The organism is Rhodococcus sp. MEB041 (assembly GCF_030208955.1).
Lineage (GTDB): Bacteria > Actinomycetota > Actinomycetes > Mycobacteriales > Mycobacteriaceae > Rhodococcoides.
On the sequence record NZ_JARVSZ010000004.1, the window covers coordinates 225626 to 246505 of the forward strand.

A 20880-nucleotide genomic window follows, 5' to 3' on the forward strand; every position below is an offset into this window, starting at 1 on the left:
GGAGCGTCATGTCGAAGCCCGTCCAGTTACCCGAGCCGATTGCCACGACGTGGGAGTGGCAGTTGAACGGATTGTGCCGCGGTATGGATTCTGCCGTCTTCTTCCATCCGGAAGGTGAACGGGGACATAAGAGAACAGCCCGCGAGGAGCAGGCCAAACGGGTCTGCGAGCAGTGCCCCGTGCTGATGCGGTGCCGTGATTACGCGGTGGCCGCCGGTGAGCCGTACGGCGTCTGGGGTGGTTTGTCGGCGCCCGAGCGGATGCTGGGAAATGCGCTTTCCGATCAGCGCGCAATCGGTTGAACAGATGAATTCACGGTGATCGAAAACTGCACGAAGCTTGAATTGGTGGACATTATCCGACGCGGTGCCTGTACAGCGTAAAGTTCTTCGGGTGTTCCCCTCGGACGGTGCCCGGTCTACCGTGATTCGCATGTGCCGAAACATCACCGAACTGCGCGGCCTCGAGCCTGCGGCGACGGACGAGGAGATCGAGGCGGCCGCGCGTCAGTACGTGCGCAAGGTCAGCGGACTCCGCACACTGTCGGACGCGAACCGGGACGCCTTCGAGACCGCCGTGGCCGAGGTCACCGCGTCGACCACCCGGTTGCTGAGCGTGCTCCCGCCCCGCAAGCAGCCGCCACAGACGGTGCCTCCGCTACGCCGCCTGGCGCACGCGCACCCTCACTGACCCAGGGGATCGTGCTGGACGTTCTGCATCGGCGTCCCCACCTTGCGCAGTGCGTACAGAGTGGTGCGCACCATCGACGGTGACCCACACACCTGGATCTGCCGATCGGCCCACGATCCGAACCGCGTGACCACCTGCCCGAGCTTGCCCACCATGGTGTGGTTCATGCCCGGTGGGAACTCGCGTGCCGGACCGGGCCGCCACCACGGCTCCTCGGGCTGCTCCACGACCGGCACGATGGTGAGCCACGGGTTGGTGCGTGCCAGGTTCCACAGCGTGTCCAGGTCGTAGAGGTCGCTCGGATACTCGCCGCCCACGAACAGATGCACCCGCGGATTACGGCTCCGCATCGCCATGTCCATCAGCTGCGCACGCAGGGGGGCGATGCCGGTGCCACCCGCGATCATGAGCACGTCCTCGCTGCCAGGCGACGTGTCCACACTGAGTCCGCCCAGCGGCGGCCCGAGCAGCCAGCGGTCGCCCACCGTGGTCTCCGAGACGATGGCCGGACTCACCCAGCCGGCCGACACCCGCCGGACGTGGAACTCGATGCCGCGGTAGTCGTTGGGTGCGATCGCGGGGGAGAGGTACCGCCACATCCGCGGACGCTGCGGGATCTGCACGCTGAGGTACTGGCCGGCGGCGAAGGGAATGTCGGCGTCCGTCTGCAGGCGCACGATCGCGAGGTCGTCGAGCACGCGATGGTGCTCGACCACCGTCGCTCCCCAGTACGGCGGCAGGTCCTCGGTGTCGGCCCCGACGGCCATCGAGTTGCAGATCATCGACACCACGCGGCGCCACGCCGCGTCGGTCTCGTCTGTCCAGACGTCCGGGTCCGCCGTGGTGCGGAACGCGTCGACCAGCGCGTTCTGGGCGGCGAGAAAGTGCGCGCCGGTCAGGCCGTGCTTGCGGTGGTCACGCCCGAGTTGATGCAGGAAGGGCAGGAAGTCGCGGTCGTCGAGGTGCCGGACGACGTGGTCGACGGCGCGCAGGAGGCGGTGCCGCTGCTGATCCATGGCGGCGGGGAAGAAGCCGCGGAAATCGGGGTACTCGGCGAACAGCCGAGCGTAGAAGGCGCCGGCCACGGTGTCCGCGCCGTCGTCGGACAGCGCGGAGGCAACTCCGGCGCGCACTCGCGCCAGGGCCTGCGGGTCCAGCAATGGGCACCTTCGATAGTCGTGGCGGGTGACGGGTTCGTGCGCGAGTGGTGTGTCCGAGAGTAGTGGTCGTGTCCGGTCACGGCCAGCGCGCTGGGCGGCGCCCTCCTGCGTGATGCGGCGTCAACAAACTTGAGCGGAATAGACTCAAGTCGACTAAGGTTGTTCTCGTCGACACACCCGTTCGACCCGAAGGAAGGTGACCGGTGGACTCGTTCACTCCCACCACGAAGACCCAGGCAGCGTTGACCGCTGCACTGCAGTCGGCATCCGCAGCGGGCAACCCGGACATCCGGCCGGCTCACCTGCTCGTCGCACTGCTCGACCAGACGGACGGCATCGCCGCGCCGTTGCTGAAGGCTGTCGGCGTCGACCCGAGCGCGATCCGCTCGCAGGCGCAGACTCTGGTGGACCGTATGCCGTCGGCCACCGGCTCCACCACCCAGCCGCAGCTCGGACGTGACGCGCTGGGCGCGATCACCGCCGCTCAACAGCTGGCCACCGAACTCGACGACGAGTACGTCTCGACCGAGCACCTGGTGGTCGGACTCTCGACGGGCGATTCCGATGTCGCGACGCTGCTCCAGAGGAACGGGGCGACACCGGCGGCGCTGCGCGAGGCGTTCACCACCGTGCGTGGCAGTGCCCGCGTCACGAGCCCGGACCCGGAGGCGACGTACCAGGCTCTGGAGAAGTACTCGACCGACCTCACCGAGGCCGCACGCAGCGGCAAGCTCGATCCGGTCATCGGTCGCGACACCGAGATCCGTCGTGTGGTGCAGGTGCTCTCGCGCCGTACCAAGAACAACCCGGTGCTCATCGGTGAGCCCGGCGTCGGCAAGACCGCGATCGTCGAGGGCCTCGCGCAGCGCATCGTCGCCGGCGACGTCCCGGAGAGCCTGCGCGGCAAGACCGTCGTGTCGCTCGACCTGGGATCGATGGTCGCGGGCGCCAAGTACCGCGGTGAGTTCGAGGAGCGGCTCAAGGCCGTGCTCGACGACATCAAGAACTCGGCCGGCCAGGTCATCACGTTCATCGACGAGCTGCACACCATCGTCGGCGCGGGCGCGACGGGCGAGTCCGCCATGGACGCGGGCAACATGATCAAGCCGATGCTCGCGCGTGGTGAGCTGCGGTTGGTGGGCGCCACGACGCTCGACGAGTACCGCAAGTACATCGAGAAGGACGCCGCACTCGAGCGCCGGTTCCAGCAGGTGTTGGTCGGTGAGCCGTCCGTGGACGACGCGGTCGGCATCCTGCGCGGCCTCAAGGAGCGGTACGAGGTGCACCACGGTGTGCGCATCACCGACTCCGCCCTGGTCGCCGCCGCCACACTGTCGGATCGCTACATCACCTCACGGTTCCTGCCGGACAAGGCCATCGACCTCGTCGACGAGGCCGCGTCCCGCCTCCGCATGGAGATCGACTCGCGTCCGGTCGAGATCGACGAGATCGAGCGTGTCGTGCGCCGACTCGAGATCGAGGAGATGGCGCTGGCCAAGGAGACCGACGACGCGTCGAAGACCCGTCTCGAGAAGCTGCGCGGTGAGCTGGCGGACAGCAAGGAGAAGCTGGCCGAACTGAGCACGCGCTGGCAGAACGAGAAGAACGCCATCGATTCGGTGCGCGACCTCAAGGAGCAGCTCGAAGCGCTGCGCGGCGAGTCCGAGCGGGCCGAGCGCGACGGTGATCTGGGCAAGGCCGCGGAGCTGCGCTACGGACGCATCCCGTCGCTGGAGAAGGAGCTCGCGGAGAAGACCGCGGCCACCGTTCCCCGGGGTGACGTGATGTTGAAGGAGGAGGTCGGTCCGGACGACGTCGCGGACGTGGTCGCGGCGTGGACCGGTATCCCCGCGGGCCGGATGCTCGAGGGTGAGACGGCGAAGCTCCTCCGCATGGAGGACGAGCTGGGCAGGCGTGTCGTCGGTCAGGACGACGCGGTCCAGGCCGTGTCCGACGCGGTGCGCCGCGCTCGTGCCGGGGTGTCCGATCCGAACCGGCCCACCGGGTCGTTCCTGTTCCTCGGACCGACGGGCGTCGGCAAGACAGAGCTCGCGAAGTCGTTGGCGGACTTCCTGTTCGACGACGAGCGTGCCATGATCCGCATCGACATGAGCGAGTACAGCGAGAAGCACTCGGTGGCTCGACTGGTCGGTGCCCCGCCCGGATACGTCGGGTACGAGGCCGGTGGTCAGCTGACCGAGGCCGTGCGTCGTCGGCCGTACACAGTGGTGCTGTTCGACGAGGTCGAGAAGGCGCACCCGGACGTGTTCGACATCCTGCTCGCCGTGCTCGACGAGGGCCGTCTGACCGACGGTCAGGGCCGAACGGTGGACTTCCGCAACACGATCCTGATCCTCACCTCGAATCTCGGTGCGGGTGGCGACAGGGACCATGTGATGGCGGCGGTGCGTAGCGCATTCAAGCCGGAGTTCGTGAACCGGCTCGACGACGTGGTCGTCTTCGACGCCCTGAGCGAGGAGCAGCTGCAGTCCATCGTCGACATCCAGCTGCTGCAACTGCAGCGCCGCCTGTCGGCTCGTCGACTCACGCTGGACGTCACGCCGTCGGCCCGGTTCTGGTTGGCCGTACGGGGTTACGACCCGCAGTACGGCGCCCGGCCGCTGCGTCGCCTCATCCAGCAGGCCATCGGCGATCAGTTGGCCAAGCTGCTGCTGGCGGGCAAGGTCGTCGACGGTGACACGGTCACGGTGGACACGTCGGAGGACGGCGCGACGCTCGAGCTGAGCTGAGATCGACGCGTCAACCGTGCACGTGAACATCGATCGTCCACTCGGGCAACGGGTCCGGATAGCCCCTCCAGGCGTCCGGACCCGCTGTCACCTCCGCGTCTGTCAGCAGTGCGGTGTCGAGAAGGTCACGAACCATGTCCGGGCGTAGTCGTACTCCGATGACAACGATCTCCTGGCCGGCCGGAACGTCGATCTCCGACCACGGTTGCGCACCGTCGATGGTGAGGTTCGGGCCCGCTTGCGACCACACCGCCGCCCGGTCCGGTCGCGACGCGATCCAGCAGAAACCTTTGCTTCGCAACACATCGTGCAACCGGTCGAGTGTTCGGTTCAGGCGCGTGGGGTGGAACGGCCGGTCGGCGGTGTAGACGAAGCTCGAGATGCCGAACTCCTCGCTCTCCGGCACGTGGGTGCCGGTGAGCTCGTCGTCCCAGCCCGGGGCGAGTAGCGCGGCCTCGGGGTCGTAGAGACCGGTATCGAGGATTCGGGCGGGGTCGATGACCCCGTTGATCGTGCGCACGACCTCGGCGCGGGGATTGAGCCGTCGCACGGCGGCGTCGGTGGCTCCGGCGAGAGCGTCGGAGACGAGGTCCGTCTTGCTGATCAGCACGATGTCGGCGAACTCCACCTGGTCCACGAGGAGGTCCGAGATGGATCGCTCGTCACCCTCGGCGACATCGAGCTCACGGTCGTCGAGTGTGTCGCCGCGGGAGATCTCCGTGAGGAAGGTGGAGGCGTCCACGACCGTCACCATCGTGTCCAGGCGGGCCAGGGTGCCGAGGCTGACGGGCGCATCGCTCTGCGGCTCCAACCCTCGGGGCTCGAAGACCCAGTCGAACGACGCCGCGACGGGCATGGGCTCGGAGACACCTGTCGATTCGATCAGCAGGTAGTCGATGTCGCCTGCCGATGCCAGCGTGCCCACGGTCTCGATGAGGTCGTCGCGAAGCGTGCAGCAGATGCAGCCGTTGGTGAGTTCGACCAGCCGCTCCTCGGTGCGGACCAGCGTGGTCGACCCGGTGACCGACCCGTCGATGAGCCTCGCGTCGATGTTGATCTCGCTCATGTCGTTCACGATGACCGCGACCCTGAGACCCTGCCGGTTCGCGAGCACGTGTTCCAGGATGGTGGTCTTGCCGGCGCCGAGGAAGCCGGACAGGACGGTGACGGGGAGCAGAGGTGCCATGCCGTAATGATAATCATTGTCATCAAGAAGTCGGGTGGGGGGTGTCCCTCACGAGCAGTTCCGAGGCGGGTGCGGGGCGGCCGAGCAGGTATCCCTGCACCAGATCCGCTCCCACCTCGCGCGCCGTGGCGAGTTCCTCGGCGGTCTCCACGCCCTCGAAGATGCAGACGGCACCGATCTCCCGAGAGAACGTGACGATGCTGACGGCGGCGGCACGACGCATGGGGTCGGTGTCGATGCCGCGCACGATCGAGGCGTCGAGTTTGACCACGCCGGGACGCAGTTCCACCAGTTGGCGCAGGCCCGAGTAGCCGGTTCCCACGTCGTCCACCGAGATGAGGACGCCCGCCGAGCGCAACATCTCGACGGCGACGCCCATCCCGTCGTAGTCGTCGATGCGGTCGTGTTCGGTCACCTCCACGATCCAGCGCCTGCCCCTGTCACCGCGCCCGATCAGGTCCGCGGCGAGATCGCTGGACAGGATGGTGTCCGCCGAGGTGTTGACCGCCACGAAGGCGCCCGATGGCAGCACGCTGGACGCGGTGATCGCCGCGTGGATGGCACTGAGTTCGAGGTCCACGCGCAGGCCGACGGTCGACGCGTCGGTGAACCACGTCTGCGGTGAGCCGTACCCGTCGGGGAATCGCGACAATGCCTCGTAGCCGACGACGGCTCCCGTGTCGGTGGTGCAGACGGGCTGGAAGACGATGCTCGGGCCGCCCGACGCGATGAGCGCCGCGATGCGGTCGCGGAGGTCCGCCGACACGGACGCCCGACTGGCGTGGCGACGCTGCATCGTCGCCTCCGCGCGCGTCATCAGGTGGTGCAGGGTGGTGCCCACGTCGGCATGCGGGTCGACGGTCTCCGCCACCGAGCCCGTCAGAACCGTGACCGGTGCGCTGCGCAGAGGGGTGCTCTCGAGTCCGGTGGCCAGATCTCGCATCGCGCGATCGGCGGAACCGTCCGGACCGACGAGAAGTACACACAGGAACTGCGAGGTGCTCAACCGTGCCGCGACGGCGTCCGCCGGAGCCTCGGTGGTGAGCCGCTCGGCGATCTCCTCGAGCACCTCCCGGCCCGAGCCGCGGCCGAAACGCTGCTCGACGTCCGCGAAGTCGGCGATCTCGACGAAGACGCCGAGAGCGGTGCGGCGACTCTGCACGGACTGCGATTGCGACGTCACCCGGTTGTAGAGCCCGCGTCGCGTCAGCAACCCCGTGAGTGGATCGCGTTGCGAGGCCTCGACCTGTCGGCGGAGGTAGGAGACGTACATGCGGATGACGAAGGGCGTGGCGAACATGCTCATCAGCGCGAGCGTGCGTGACAGCACGAGCCAGATCTCCGTGCCCTGCTCCACCGAGACGGCGGCGAGCACGACGAGCAGGCCGCAAGAGAAGGCGACATGCAATGTGAGGGTGAGGGTGTCGGTGAACGCCGCTGCGAACAGGGAGACCAGCACCAGTACGGCGCATGCCGGCATCGACAGGAACGCGGAGTCGTACATCGTCACGACGGTGAGCACGCCCACGTCGGCGTAGACGACGTAGGCGGTCTCGAAGTGCCTCGGACGCGTGGTCGTGAACCAGGCGACCGCGACGGGAACGGTCGTGGCGGAGAACAGAAGTATCCACACCGCGCCGCCCGGTCGGAGGGCGTCGGAGGGCAGGAGCAGCAGGCCGGCGACGCCGACGAGCACCGTGATGCCCGCGATGACGGCGCGAGATCGTTCTGCTGGTCTCGGCGTCAACGCGAGAAACGACAGAACCGGATCAGGACTGATCCGCTGTGATCTCACGACGACTCGTTTCGACGGTCTGCGGCGCCGGAGTGCGCTGGGAATCAGCACACTCCGACGTCAGACTACCGGCGGCGAGTTCGTGCTGCGGCCAGAACCGAGTCGGCGGCGGGCTTCCACGGCATGCAGATCGCGACGGCCACGGCGCACGCCAGGCACGCGGACACCGTGACGTACGAGGCGAACTGGAATCCCTCGAGGCTTGCGGACTTCATCGCCAGAATCAGTTCCGCCTTCTGCTGTTCGAACAGCGACGGCGTGGGACGCTTCGCCATCTCGATCACCGCGATGACGGTTTCGGACGCGAAACCCTTCTCGCCGTCCGTCATCAGCGACGAGGGCACCGCATCGACCAAGGGGGTGACCCGCGCGGAGTAGACCGAGGCGACGATCGAACCCAGTACCGCCACACCGAGTGTGCCGCCGATCTCGCGTGTCGTGTCGTTGACCGCCGACCCGGCGCCGGCGCCGTCCAGGTCGACTGCGGACATGATGGAGTCGGTCGCGGGTCCCTGGACGACGGCCAGTCCCAGTCCCATGAGGACCATCGACAGCAATACCGGGCCGACATAGGGCGTGTCCACGGTGGTCTGGCCGGCTATGGCCATCCCCGTACTGACGATGAGCAGTCCCAGCACGATGACGGCGGTGGCACCGAAGCGCTGAGCGATCAGCGTGGCGATCGGTGCGCCCACGCCCACGGCCACCGCGAACGGCAGTGAGTGCAGGCCGAACTCGAGCGGTGAGTACTCACGGACGCCCTGGAAGTACTGGGTGATCATGAACAGGAAGCCGAACATGGAGAAGTAGCCGACGGCGATCGACAGGGCCGGGAGCGAGAAGCGACGGTTCGCGAACAGAGTCAGATCGAGAACCGGAGCGGCCGTGCGCTTCTCCCACGCAAGGAAGCCGGCGATCGCCACGGCGGAGAGCGCGTAGCCGGCGAGGGAGGTGGCCGACAGCCATCCGCGATGCGGGGCCTCGATGATCGTCCACACCAGTGCCGTGATCGCCACCAAGGAGGACACGAGTCCGACGACGTCGAAGCGGCCGACGTGCTCGGCGCGCGACTCCGGGACCAGAACCCGAGCGGCGAGGGCCACGACGAGTGCCACGGGCACGTTGATCCAGAAGACCGAGTGCCACGAGAAGTGTTCCAGCAGATAGCCACCCGCGGTCGGACCGATCGCGATGGCGAAGCCGGCCATGGCCGTCCAGGCGGCGATGGCCAGTGCCTTCTCACGGGGGTCGGTGAAGATGGTGATGATCATGGCCAGCGTCGCCGGGAACACTGCCGCCGCGAAGACGCCCATGACCGCGCGTGCCGCGATGACTTGACCGAGGTCACCCGACAGCGCCCCCACCACCGACAGTGCCGCCACCCCGAGCAGGCCGATGATCATGACGCGGCGGCGTCCGTACCGATCGCCGAAGTGCCCGAGCGCCAACAGGAAGCCGGCGAACGTCAGTGTGTAGGCATCGACCACCCACTGCAGGCCGGACATCGAGGTCTGGAGCTCGACGCCGATGGACGGCAGCGCGACGTTGACGATGGTGTTGTCGAGGACCACCAGCAACTCGGCCGCGCAGATGACGAGGAGCGCCAGCGCGCGGCCTCGCCCTGACAGCGAGGTGGTGGGTGGTGCCTGATGCAGTGCCATGGAACCCCGCTCCGTCGGTTCTATGCGGTAGCGCATAGAAGGTGGACAGAAGGTAACTGTGTCGCTGCGTCACGGTCAATCGAGTGTGGTGGCCGTCACGCTCGGGTCGGTCGACGGGGGCGACTCGGACGAGGTTGCCGTCCGGGTCGGCGACCTACCCGGGTCGGCGACCTACCCGGTCCGGCGTCGAGGATCGACGACGTTTTCGGCCGGACACTCGTGGTACGGCTGGTCGCAGACGTCGATCAGATACTCGACCATCGAGGGGGTACGGTAACTGCTGCAGTTCGCCGATCACCTCGAGGTGGTGGAGCCGCACGAGGCGCGGACACGCATCGCGGAACTGGCGGCAGACCTCGCTCGTCGACATTTCTGACGGTGTCGGTGGCTCCTGTTATCTTCGCACACATGTTCGAGTCGGGGTGGGCGCAGCAGAATCCGGAGGCCATGGGCCTTCCGGTGGCGCTGACCGATGCGTCGATCGAGGAGGCTCTGGACACCGTCGTTCACGCGACCGCCGGCCTCGGCTTCCTGGAGTGGACTCGCTACCGGGCGGCCGCGCACCTCCACGCCCTGATCGTCGCGCCGGTCGAGGCCTCGGACCGCCGACGCCTGGACGCGGCGACACAGTGCGCCGCCCGCATCGCCACCGTGCTGTCCGTCAGTCAGGGTGCCGCCGACGGCATTCTCTTTCGCGCCCTCGTGTTGCGCGATCGCCTGCCGCGTGTCGCAGAGTGTCTGCGGGACGGGCTGCTCGCGCCGAAACACCTGCACACCATCGTCACTCGTACCGATCTGGTGGACGGCCGCGACTACGCCGACGAGGTCGACGCCGAGATCGCTGCCGCCCTTCGGCGTCGCCGTTCGTGGTCCGACACCCGGCTGCGGGACATGATCGACTGCATCGTTCATCGTCATGATCCTGATGCGGTGCGCGAGAGGCGCATCAAGGCCAAGGAGAATCGCTCCTTCTGGGTCGAGAACGCTCCCGACGGCATGGCGGCCGTCGGTGCCACCCTGGCGGCCGAGGACGCGCTGCTCGTCGCAACCCGTGTCGAGGCTCTTGCTGCGAACGTCTGCTCGCGCGATCCGCGCAGCCGCAACGCTCGCGCGTCCGACGCACTGTTCGCACTCGTCACCGGCACCGGATTCGGTTGTCAGTGCGGCGATCCCACGTGCACACACACGGAGACCGACCCCGACTCGATCAGCGCGACCACCGTCGTCGTGCACGTGGTGGGTGACGCGGCCACCCTGGATGCGGTCACCGCAGCTGCATCGAGCCCGGAAGGTGCAGCCCCCGACACCTCCGGCCGCTCCGGCTTCCTGCACGGTCACGGTGTCATCTCGCCCGACCACCTGCGGGATCTGGCGAACCGTTCCGATGCCGTGCGTCGACGGATGGACGCGACGCCCGCAGCCCATCAGCCGGCCGACCCGTATCGGCCCAGCGCGGCACTCGAGACGTTCGTCCGTGCCCGGGACCAGTACTGCACGTGGCCCGGATGCAACAACCCGGCGGTGACGGCGGACCTCGACCACGTGACCGAGTACGACCACGACGACCCGGCCGCCGGTGGACAGACCACGGCGGTGAATCTCAACGGCAAGTGCCGTTTTCACCACACTCTGAAGACGTTCACCGACTTCCTCGACGATCAGTACCCCGACCCGGAGCTACCCGGCAGAGTCCTCTCGACCGTCACCACCCCGGAGGGTCGCACCGTTCCCGGTCCGGCTCACAACGGATACGACCTCCACCCGGAACTGGCCGACGTCACCTTAGACGACCCAGTGGTGCACCCGCCGCCCGGGACCGAGTCGCCACCGACGAGACGACGCACTCGCCTTGCGGCCGTTCATGCGCGGCGACGCGCTGAACGGGCACGCAACCGCCGAGCTCGAGAAGCCGCAGCGATCGACGACCCGCCACCGTTCTGAACGACGGTGGCGGGGCTGTCAGACGCGCGCGGATTCGGCGGCGGTCACGCGTCGCTGACGCAGCACACCGGCCACCACGGTGACCGCTGCCAGCACCGCGGAGAAGCCGATGGCCGTCCGCTGCTCCGGCATGATCACCATCATCACGAGGACGACGACGATGAAGCCGATCGCCAGATACGTCAGCCACGGATACAGCCACATGCGCACCGGAGGTCGGCGACCCTCCCGGTCGAGCGTGCGCCGCAACACCAACTGGCTGGCCGCGATGGCGAGGTACACGAAGAGAGCCACGGCACCGGTGGTCGCGAGCAGGTACCCGAACAGTTTCTCCGGCAGCGCGTAGTTGCCGACGACGGCCACGAATCCTAGTGCGGTGGAGGCCAGTACGGCGACGTAGGGCACGCCGCGGCTCGATACCTTGCGTACCGCCGCGGGGGCGTCGCCACGCTCGGACAGCGAGAACAACATGCGGCTCGCCGTGTACAGCGCGGAGTTCAGGCACGAGGCGACGGCGGTGAGGATGACGACGTCCATGATGCGGTCCGCGTGCGGAATGTTCATCTGCCCCAACACGAACTGGTACGAGCCGGTCTCGGCGTCGAGCTCCGCGGCCGGCACCAGGGCGACGACGATGAAGATCGAGCCGAGGTAGAAGATCATGATGCGCCAGATCACCGAGTTGACCGCGCGGGTGATGCCCTTCTTCGGATCGGGCGACTCCGCGGCGGCGATGGTGACGATCTCGGTGCCCATGAACGAGAACATCGTCGTGAGCATGGCGGCGATGACGGCACCGAAACCGAAGGGCATGAACCCGCCGTCCGACCACAGGTGCGATACCCCGCTGACGTCGCTGCCCGGCAGCAGACCCAGGATCGCGAGCACGCCGAGCGCGATGAACCCGATGATCGCGACCACCTTGATGAGCGCGAACCAGAACTCGAACTCGCCGTAGTTGCCCACGCTCAGCAGGTTGGTGACGGTGAGGATCAGCGTGATGGCGAGCGCCCAGATCCACTGGTCACCGCCGATCCACGACGACATGATCAGCGCACCGGCCGTGGCCTCGACCGGGATGACCAGCACCCAGAACCACCAGTAGAGCCACCCGACGGAGAACCCGGCCCAATGGCCGAGCGCGCGCGTCGCATACGTGGAGAACGACCCGGTGTCGGGGTTGGCGGTCGCCATCTCCCCGAGCATGCGCATCACCAGGACGACGAGGATGCCGGCGAACAGATACGACAACAGCACGGCGGGGCCGGCCAGGTTGATCGCGGTCGCGGATCCGACGAACAGTCCGGCGCCGATGACACCGGCGATCGAGATCATGGTGATGTGACGTGGTTTCAGGCTGGTTCCCAGAGCGCCGGGTTGTCCGGTCGCGCTGACTGGGTCCGCGTCCTTGTTGTCGATCGACATGTCAGTTCTCCTCGTGAGATGCGAACCTTCCGAGTCGATCACAACGGTCGGTTCGGTGCCCGGCGCACGGCACATCTCGTCCGATTTGCCCGGTCTTTTCGGGGACTATCCTGAGGTCATGACGACGCCGACCGGACCGCGCGACAACGACGACTCGGCTCGCGACCGCGACCAGCCGACGGAGTACCTCGGCACTCCCGGTCACACGTCGGATCCGGGCCAGGCCTACGGGCAGTCCGGCTACAACCCGACCGAGGCGCTCCCGGCAGGCGACTGGTACGCCCAGCAACCGCCGTACGAGCAGGGCTACCCCCAGCAGCAGCAGTATCCGACTCAGGGCTACCCGACACAGCAGGGTCATCCGCAGCAGCAGGGCTACCCGACGCAGGGCTATCCCCAGTACCAGCAGCCCCCGTACCAGCAGCCCCCGTACCAGCAGAACCAGTACCAGCAGAACCAGTACGGCGAGGCGCCCTTCCTCGAGAACGGCGACAGCAAGCCCCCGCGCGGTCCGAAGACCGCACTCATCGTCGTGGCGGCGCTCGTCGTGATCGCACTCATCGGCACCGGGGCCTATCTGCTGTACGACTCGACGTCGTCCTCGCGCACCGCGGCGCCGGCCATCACGCCGCGCTCCGCCCCGCCCACGACCACGGCGCCGCCGTCGACGAGCGTCCCGCCGCTGGGCTCGCTGCCGGGTCTGGAGCAGATTCCCGGGGGAGTGGGGGAGGCGCTGGGGTCCCAGGGGGCCTCCGTGGGCACGATCATCTCGAACGACGGCACCACCATCGTCATGGACGGGATCGGCGGGTCCACCGTCACTGTGGTGACGAACGCGAACACGCAGATCCTCGCGCTCGGTGCCGCCACGGTGGCGGACCTCGCGCCCGGCACCTCGATCGTGGTGCAGGGCACCCCGCTGGCCGACGGGTCCATCACCGCCGAGGTCATCGTCAGCGCCGGTATCGGCTTCAACTGACGCCGGGGCGTCGACCGACACCACCGAACGCGAGACACCCTCCCTCGCACACGCGGGGGAGGGTGTCTCTCTGTCGATCAGGTCAGGCCTGGCGGGCCATTCCGCGCTCGATCGCCGCGACAATCTGCGGGCGCAGTTCGGCGGCCGCCACGATGTGGTGCACCGAACCGACGGTCCGCGCTCGCTCGATGTTGTGCACCGCCTCGAACTCGGACGCCACCTCACCGAGCTTCTCCGAGCGCACCGCGGTGCGGGTGGCCGACAGCTCCACCTGCAACCGGGCCCGCTCCGTGTCGTCCTCGGAGGAGTTCATGCGTGCCTCGAGATCGCGGACGGACGGGTCGGATGCGGTGCGCTTGTTGACGTCTCGCGTGAAGACCACTGCCGCGGCCGGTGCACCACCGAGGACGGACGCGAACGATCCCTCGACGGCCAGCACCTCCATGTTCTCGTTGAGCGCTCCGGAGAACACCACGAACGCGCCGCCGTGATACCGGGAGACCACGCAGAACACGATCGGTCCGTCGAAGTTGACGATGGCACGGCCGATCTCGGCGCCGTACTCGAGCTGCAGGTTGCGCAGCGACTCCGGTGATCCGTCGAAGCCGGACAGGTTGGCCAGCACCACCAGCGGGCGGTTGCCGCTGGCGGCGTTGATCGCACGGGCCGTCTTCTTGGACGAGCGGGGGAACAGCGTTCCCGATGTCCACTGGTCGGGGCCGTCGGACGGGAACCATCCCTTGCGCGAGATGGCGCGCGATTCGATGCCGATCACCGACACCGGGTAACCGGCGAGGTGGGCGTCGAAGACGACGGACGTGTCCGCGTCGGCCATGTCGGCCCACCGCTCGAGCACGGCGTGGTCCTGATCGACCACGGCGCGCATGACGGTGCGGATGTCGAACGGCTTCTTGCGCTCCGGGTTGGTGGCCGAGGAGAAGATGTCGCCGACGGTCTTGAAGTCGCTCGACGGGTGGACGTGCGGGTAGGTCCGCACGTCGCGGTCGACCGGGTCGACGGTCGTCGTGCGGCGCGGGAAGCGTTCTCCCGGTGCGCGATACGCGTGATCGTAGTGCGCGAAGAGGACGTCGCACGCTGCTCCGAGGTTCGGAGCCCAGTACTGCGCCTGCCCGTTGGGGCCCATGACGCGGTCGTAGCCACCGATGCCGAAGTTGTCCTCCGCGGAGACGCCACCGGAGTAGTCCAGGGACTGCTTGCCGGTGAGCACCATCGCGCTCTCCGGCGTCATCACCAGGATGCCCTTGGTGTGCATGAGCATCGTGGCCTCGGCGTTCCAGTACGGCTGCGCGCCGACGTTGATGCCCGCGACGATCACGTTGATCTCGTGACCGGCCTGCGTGAAGGTGATGATGCGGCGCAGAGCCCGCGACACCCAGTCCATGTTCTCCGTGCCGCTGCCCATGGAGATGGTCGCGCCGGAGGAGAGCGCGAACCACTCGACCGGGACGTTCATCTCCTCGGCCAGGTCGATCGCGGCGACGACGCGCGCACACTCGGCCTCGGCCACCGTGCCCAACGCCTTGGTCGGATCGCCGAACAGGGCGACGCGGGTCATGCCCTCCGGGTAGAGCGCCGTCGGCGTGGACACCAGGCCCACGATGATGCCCGCGGTGTTCTGGCCGTACGGACGCGAGATGGGCTGCAGCGCACCGGACTCGTCCAGGTCGTACTCGACGAAGGAACCGTCGCGCTTGGTCAGCACGGGGATCAGCTCGTACGGGTAGACGGTGCCGCGTGCCTGCGAGCGCTGCACATTCTGCGTGTACGTGTCCAGCGGGCGCATGGGCTCGGTGGGCGGGTCGGTGATCTTGGTGACCACTCCGGTACCGGGTCGGTACGAGAAGCGCAGGGCCTGCATGGTGGGCTCCGCGCCGGGGCGCACCACGACGCGGGCCATCATGGTGATCTCCTCGAGACCGGCGGCCACGGTGAGCGGCGCGAGATGCCGGGCCACGATGCGCAGCTTGTCGAGCGGCAGGTTCAGCACCGGCCACACGTAGAGGACGACGCGATTGTGGTCGAGGCGGCGGTTGCCGCGGCGAGCCTGGGCGCGGCGGATGCCGTCGAGGCACGCGGAGAGCGTGCGCTCGATGGCGGGAACCGAGACCACGTTGCCCTGGGCGTCGAACTGCACTGCGGCGTCGCGGATCTCGGCCAGGGCGACCAGTCGCTCGTCCTTGGGGTTGTCCTTCGCCACCAGATCGAACAGGTACGTGCCGGGTGCGGAGGGGATGCGGGTGCCGTCGAAGTTCTTGAGGCGCCACAGGTCCAGTCGCTGACCGGTGAGCGGATGCAGGTCGCGGAGCGAGACGTCCTCTGTCAGAACGCCTGCCTGCGGCCGGAACGTCACCTGGCGCGAGATGCCGGTGCCGCGTCCGAAGACGGTGACCGTGACGCGACGCCACGACGTGGTCGCCGGGTGTGCGGCGATCTCGGTGCGCAGCTCCTCGACCACCTGGTCGCCGTCTTCGGGAGCTGTCGGCCACGAGAGGTACAGATCCACCGCGAGGTTCTCGGGTGCCGGCCCCGCGGTCTCGGTGAGCGCCACCAGCGTCGACGAGAGGCCGGCGCGATCGGTCATCGTCGAGAGCAGGTTGACCTTGCCGCCGACGAGGGTGAAGGTGCCCGAGACATAGTGCTGCCCTTCGCGATCGAAGGCCTTCACGTCCTCGAAGTCACGGATCTCGTAGTACTGGCGGGTGATCACCTCGAGCAGGGCGCCCGGGTCGGACATGCGCTGGGAGAGCAGCTCCACGAGCGGCTCCTCCGTGGCGACCAGGGCGTCGATGCGCTCCTGGTGATCGTCGGCGTCGGGCCGCTCGGCCAGGTACTGCAGACTGCCGCGGACACCGTCGTAGACCTGCTCGCGCGCCTTGCGGATCTGCGGCTCGTCGAACAACTGGAAACGGAGGTTGCGGGCGACGTCGCCGATCACCGGGTACCGCACCTGGGTCGCGACGACGAGGCGGTCGAGCACCTCACCGACGGCGCTGTCCGCGTCGGGGGCGACCGACGGGTCGGCGATCCACCGATCGAGGAGCGCCGCGATGGCCGGCACCTGGTTCTCGATGCGCTGCTGCGCCAGGAAGAGTCGGTAGACGGCCTCCTCGAGATCGGTGCCGCGATCGAGATCGTTCTTGTCGTAGTGCCGCAGTGCGCGAGCCAGCTTGTCGCGGAACTCGTCCGGCAGGCCCTGGACGTCGGCGTCGAGCGACTGCAGGAACGCGTGGAAGTGCTCGCGCGGACTGTGGACGCGCTCGTCGGTGCCCTCCTCGTCCATGGTCGGACGGTTACGCGTCAGCTCGCACATGTCGGCGAAGGTGGTGAGCAGGTCCAGCTCGGCGCGGACCAGCTCGCCGTCCTTGCGCGGGAGTGCCCCGCGCAGAGCGTCGTACTCGGCGATGGTGGCGAGCGCACGGGACGCGCTGACGTCGAATCCGCTGAGGAGGGCGCGCAGTTCGTCGAGACGGGCCAGTGCGTCGATGCGGTCGTCGCGGTCGGCGTCGCCGCACGGCGAGCGGAACTCGACCCGGGCGGTGGTGGAGGCGGCGGCCGTCTCACCGATCGGGTCGACGCGCAGCAACGCCGCGCCGTTGTCGACCTGTGCGTTGACGACGGCGAGCACCTCGCTCACCCGGCCGGCCGAGGCGGCGCGCACCGCGGTCTCCATCTTCATGGCCTCGAGGACCACGAGCGTCTGTCCCGCCTCGACCTCGTCGCCCACGGCGACCGGCACGGCGACGACGACAGCGGGGGCGGGTGCGCGCACCAGGCCGGCCTCGTCCTGGCTGATCTGGTGGCTCACGCCGTCGACCTCGACGAGATATCCGGCGGGGCCGGGCACGGTGACGACGGAGTAGCGGGTGCCGTCGATCTCGGCGCGACGCTCGAAGGTGCCGAGCCGCTCGATGTCGATGGTGATCTCGTGGTCGTCGACCGCGACCAGGTAGCGGTGCGGTCCCACCTGACCGACGGTCAGGCGGTAGCCCTGGCCCTGGTAGTTGAGCTCGACCGTGCGGCCGATGTCGTGGCTGGCGCGGGGACGGCCGCCGCGGGCGGACAGCAGGAACTTGGCGCGCTCACGGGCCTCGTCAGCGTCGTAGGCGTCGACGGCCGCGGCGATCAGTGCGACGTCGGCGACGCGGGTGGGGCCCTCCGCGGTGCCCGCGCCGGTGCGGTCGAGCCAGCCGGTGTCGGCAGTGGCGTCGATGAGCTCCTCGCGGTCGAGCAGGTCGAGCAGGAACGACTTCGTGGTGGTGCCGCCGTCGATGACGACTGTGGTCTCGCGAAGCGCCGTGCGCAGCCGGGCGAGGGCCTCGGAACGGTCACGGCCCCAGGCGATCACCTTCGCGACCATGGAATCGTAGTCGGGCGGGATGACGTCGCCCTGGGCGATGCCCGTGTCGACGCGCAGGCCCGATCCGAGCGGGAACTTCAGCAACCGGACGGTGCCGGGCGCCGGTGCGAAACCGTTGTCGGCGTCCTCGGCGTTGAGTCGTGCCTCGACGGCGTGACCGAACTCGGTCGGGCAGTCGCCCTCGAGCACGTGGCCGCCCGCGACGAGGATCTGCAGCTTGACCAGGTCGAGGCCCGTCGTCACCTCGGTGATGGGGTGCTCGACCTGCAGGCGCGTGTTGACCTCGAGGAACGTGAAGATCTTCTGCTCGGGCTGGTAGAGGTACTCCACCGTGCCGGCGCCGTGATACCCGGCGGCGCGGACCAGCTCCGCGGAGGCGGCGCGCAGCTCGTCGGCCTGCTCCCGGGTCAGAACGGCCGAACTGGACTCCTCGATGACCTTCTGGTTGCGACGCTGGATCGAGCAGTCGCGGACGCCGGGTGCCCATACGTTGCCGTGGGTGTCGGCGATGACCTGGACCTCGACGTGGCGCGCCTCGGTGACGAGCCGCTCGAGGAAGACGACCGGGTCGCCGAACGAGCGCTCGGCCTCACCCTGGGTGCGCTCGAGTGCGAGCTCGAGCTCGTCCTCGGCGAAGACCTTGCGGATACCGCGACCGCCACCGCCGCTGCGCGCCTTGATGATCAGGGGATAACCGATGGCGGCGGCGTGCCGACGTGCATCGGCGCGGGTCTCGACGGGACCACCGCTCCACGGCGCGACCGGGACGCCCACCTTCTCGGCGAGGATCTTGGCCTCGACCTTGTCGCCGAGCAAGCGCATCGAGGCAGCGGACGGACCGATGAACGTGATGCCCAGGCGAGCGCAGATGTCGGCGAAGGTCGGGTCCTCGGCGACGAAGCCCCAGCCGACCCACACGGCGTCGGCGCGGGCCTCGACGAGTGCGCGCTCGAGCTCGACGTAGTCGAGGTAGGGGTTCTGCACGCCCGTCTTGCGGAGCGTGACGGCCTCGTCGGCCTGGCGGACGAACATCGCCTTCCGCTCGGCGTCGGTGTGCAGAGCGATGACGCGCAGAGGCTCGGCGGACCGCGATTCGTTGTTCAGCTCGCGTACCGCTCGGATGAGGCGAACAGCTGCTTCGCCTCGGTTGACTACTGCTATGCGTGTGAACATGCGCTCCGCCGTCTCGAAGGGAAAGTGTCTTCCGAGCCAGTGTGACGGTCCACGAGCGTACTGGCGAGTACATCTCACCAACGCCCGAAAGGGTCGTGATCGGTCACTGACCTGTGGCGATGCGCTACCCACGGGTATACCGGCGGGTAATGACACGATGGGCCGACGACGGCGCCGTGCCCCGGGAAAAGTACAGTGGAGAGCGATGACAGCGATGTGGTTCGGCCTTGCTCTGATCGCACTCCTCGGTGCGGTGGCACTGCTGTACATCGATCGCGCCCGCCGCGGACAGCAGGGCCGGGTGCGTCAGATCTGGGCGAAAGCGCAGGGCTACCACTACGTTCCCGCCGATCCCGACCTGCCGTCGACCTTCTCGCGCGCGGCCATGGCGAACCAGGAGTTCCTCGGTGCCGTCGACGTGGTCGAGGGTGTGCGACGCGGCGAGGAGTTCGTCCTGTTCGACCTCGAGGACGCCGCGACCGTCGTGGCGGTGCGCCGCGAGGTGGGATCCGACGTCGACCTCGATCTGCGGTCCCGCACGACGCCGCCGCCCAAGGATGCCGACATGCAGCTCCTCGGCTCGCTGGGTCCGCGCATCATCTTCGCGACCGACCTCGACGTGGCACGGCGAGTCTGTGACCAGCGCATGGTCGCCTTCACGCACTCGGTGCCCGATGTGGTGCAGCTGCTGTGGAGCGAGGGTCCGTGGACGCTGGGCACCGTTCCGGTGGGCAGTTCGGGACGCGACTGGGACGCCGCGATCGACGCCGTCACCCGCCTGTCCGGCCTTCTGCACGTGTTGCCGCCCTCGCGACGCCGCGCAGCACCCGGACGCGACGACTGATCGTTTCATCAGCCACGTGCTGCCGTGAGGAACCTCACCCGTTAGTCTCGTGCGCATGTCGACTCCAACACCGCGGCCCATCGCACTCGTCACCGGTCCGACGTCCGGCATCGGCGGCGGGTTCGCCCGCCGTCTCGCCGCCAGTGGCCACGACCTCGTCCTGGTCGCCCGCGACACCGTCAGGCTCGAGGCACTGGCCGACGAGCTACGCGCGTCGTACGGCACCTCGTCGGAGATCCTGGGCGCGGACCTCGCGACCGAGGAGGGCCGCGCTGCCGTGGTCGCCCGACTGCAGGAGGGCGTGCAGGTCCTGATCAACAACGCGGGCTTCGGCACGTCCGGCGAGTTCTGGACGGCGGACCCCGCGCTGCTGCAGTCGCAGCTCGACGTCAACGTCACCGCCGTCATGCAGTTCACCCGCGCGGCGCTGCCGTCGATGATCGCGGGTGCGAAGGGCTCGGTGATCAACGTGGCCAGCGTCGCCGGCCTGCTGTCGGGTCGCGGTTCCACGTACTCCGCGTCGAAGGCGTACGTCGTCTCGTTCAGCGAGGGTCTCGCGGGCGGTCTCGCCGGCACCGGCGTCCGCATCCAGGCTCTGTGCCCGGGCTTCGTGCGGACCGAGTTCCACGAGCGCGCCGGCATCGAGATGTCGTCGATTCCGTCGTTCATGTACCTCTCCGTGGACCAGGTCGTCGACGCCTCGCTCGCCGACCTGGAGAAGAACACCGTGCTGAGTGTGCCTGGGCTTCAGTACAAGTCACTGACTTCGGTATCGCGTCTGGTGCCCCGTACCATCGCTCGCCGCGTGGTCTCCCTGGTCGGCAGCGCGCGCGGTCGCACGTAAGCTCCAACGGCCGAGACGAACCCTCGACCTCGGGTCGACGTTCATACTCGACGG

The 20880-nt window shown here is 68.3% G+C and carries 14 protein-coding genes; 8 read left to right on the forward strand and 6 right to left on the reverse strand.

Features of this window, described 5'->3' with window-relative positions; translation table 11 throughout:
• Positions 1 to 8: 8 nt before the first annotated feature.
• Positions 9 to 302: a WhiB family transcriptional regulator gene (locus QRN16_RS13085; RefSeq protein WP_027506434.1), complete on the forward strand. Its 294-nt coding sequence runs from the start codon at positions 9 to 11 to the stop codon at positions 300 to 302.
• 130 nt (positions 303 to 432) lie between these two features.
• A complete protein-coding gene (locus QRN16_RS13090; RefSeq protein ID WP_027506433.1) occupies positions 433 to 690 on the forward strand; it encodes a DUF2277 domain-containing protein in 258 nt (85 codons plus the stop codon).
• Here QRN16_RS13090 and QRN16_RS13095 read toward each other — a convergent pair.
• Entirely contained in the window at positions 684 to 1847 is a 1164-nt protein-coding gene (locus QRN16_RS13095; protein WP_027506432.1) for a globin domain-containing protein, read from the reverse strand. The two genes, QRN16_RS13090 and QRN16_RS13095, sit on opposite strands and share 7 nt — an antisense overlap.
• A gap of 206 nt (positions 1848 to 2053) precedes the next feature.
• Here QRN16_RS13095 and clpB point away from each other — a divergent pair, with 206 nt between their 5' ends.
• Entirely contained in the window at positions 2054 to 4600 is a 2547-nt protein-coding gene (clpB, locus tag QRN16_RS13100; RefSeq protein WP_285187311.1) for an ATP-dependent chaperone ClpB, read from the forward strand.
• 10 nt (positions 4601 to 4610) lie between these two features.
• Here the strand turns inward: clpB and QRN16_RS13105 are convergent, their stop codons facing one another.
• From QRN16_RS13105 to QRN16_RS13115, 3 genes are all read right to left on the reverse strand, one after another.
• Entirely contained in the window at positions 4611 to 5786 is a 1176-nt protein-coding gene (locus QRN16_RS13105) for a GTP-binding protein (protein ID WP_285187312.1), read from the reverse strand.
• A 22-nt stretch (positions 5787 to 5808) separates the two neighbouring features.
• Positions 5809 to 7581 carry an EAL domain-containing protein gene (locus QRN16_RS13110; protein ID WP_285187315.1) on the reverse strand — a complete coding sequence of 591 codons (1773 nt, stop codon included), beginning with the start codon at positions 7579 to 7581 and terminating at the stop codon, positions 5809 to 5811.
• Positions 7582 to 7646: 65 nt separating this feature from the next.
• Positions 7647 to 9242, reverse strand: a complete 1596-nt coding sequence (locus QRN16_RS13115; RefSeq protein ID WP_222638862.1) for an MFS transporter — start codon at positions 9240 to 9242, stop codon at positions 7647 to 7649.
• Between the two features lie 280 nt (positions 9243 to 9522).
• On the opposite strand from QRN16_RS13115, the gene QRN16_RS21845 reads away from it, so the two are divergent.
• Positions 9523 to 9618 carry a hypothetical protein gene (locus QRN16_RS21845; RefSeq protein WP_502944003.1) on the forward strand — a complete coding sequence of 32 codons (96 nt, stop codon included), beginning with the start codon at positions 9523 to 9525 and terminating at the stop codon, positions 9616 to 9618.
• A gap of 32 nt (positions 9619 to 9650) precedes the next feature.
• A complete protein-coding gene (locus tag QRN16_RS13120) occupies positions 9651 to 11183 on the forward strand; it encodes an HNH endonuclease signature motif containing protein (RefSeq protein ID WP_285187316.1) in 1533 nt (510 codons plus the stop codon).
• A gap of 18 nt (positions 11184 to 11201) precedes the next feature.
• Here QRN16_RS13120 and QRN16_RS13125 read toward each other — a convergent pair whose 3' ends face one another.
• Entirely contained in the window at positions 11202 to 12608 is a 1407-nt protein-coding gene (locus QRN16_RS13125; RefSeq protein WP_027506428.1) for an amino acid permease, read from the reverse strand.
• A 118-nt stretch (positions 12609 to 12726) separates the two neighbouring features.
• Here QRN16_RS13125 and QRN16_RS13130 point away from each other — a divergent pair, with 118 nt between their 5' ends.
• Positions 12727 to 13587 carry a hypothetical protein gene (locus QRN16_RS13130; protein ID WP_285187317.1) on the forward strand — a complete coding sequence of 287 codons (861 nt, stop codon included), beginning with the start codon at positions 12727 to 12729 and terminating at the stop codon, positions 13585 to 13587.
• An 82-nt stretch (positions 13588 to 13669) separates the two neighbouring features.
• On the opposite strand, the gene QRN16_RS13135 is transcribed toward QRN16_RS13130, so the two are convergent.
• Positions 13670 to 19138 carry an ATP-binding protein gene (locus QRN16_RS13135; RefSeq protein WP_222633152.1) on the reverse strand — a complete coding sequence of 1823 codons (5469 nt, stop codon included), beginning with the start codon at positions 19136 to 19138 and terminating at the stop codon, positions 13670 to 13672.
• 214 nt (positions 19139 to 19352) lie between these two features.
• On the opposite strand from QRN16_RS13135, the gene QRN16_RS13140 reads away from it, so the two are divergent.
• On the forward strand, positions 19353 to 19982 hold the full coding sequence (locus QRN16_RS13140; protein ID WP_285187587.1) for a TtfA family protein: 630 nt from the start codon (positions 19353 to 19355) through the stop codon (positions 19980 to 19982).
• 55 nt (positions 19983 to 20037) lie between these two features.
• A complete protein-coding gene (locus QRN16_RS13145; RefSeq protein ID WP_285187319.1) occupies positions 20038 to 20826 on the forward strand; it encodes an SDR family NAD(P)-dependent oxidoreductase in 789 nt (262 codons plus the stop codon).
• Positions 20827 to 20880: the final 54 nt, after the last annotated feature.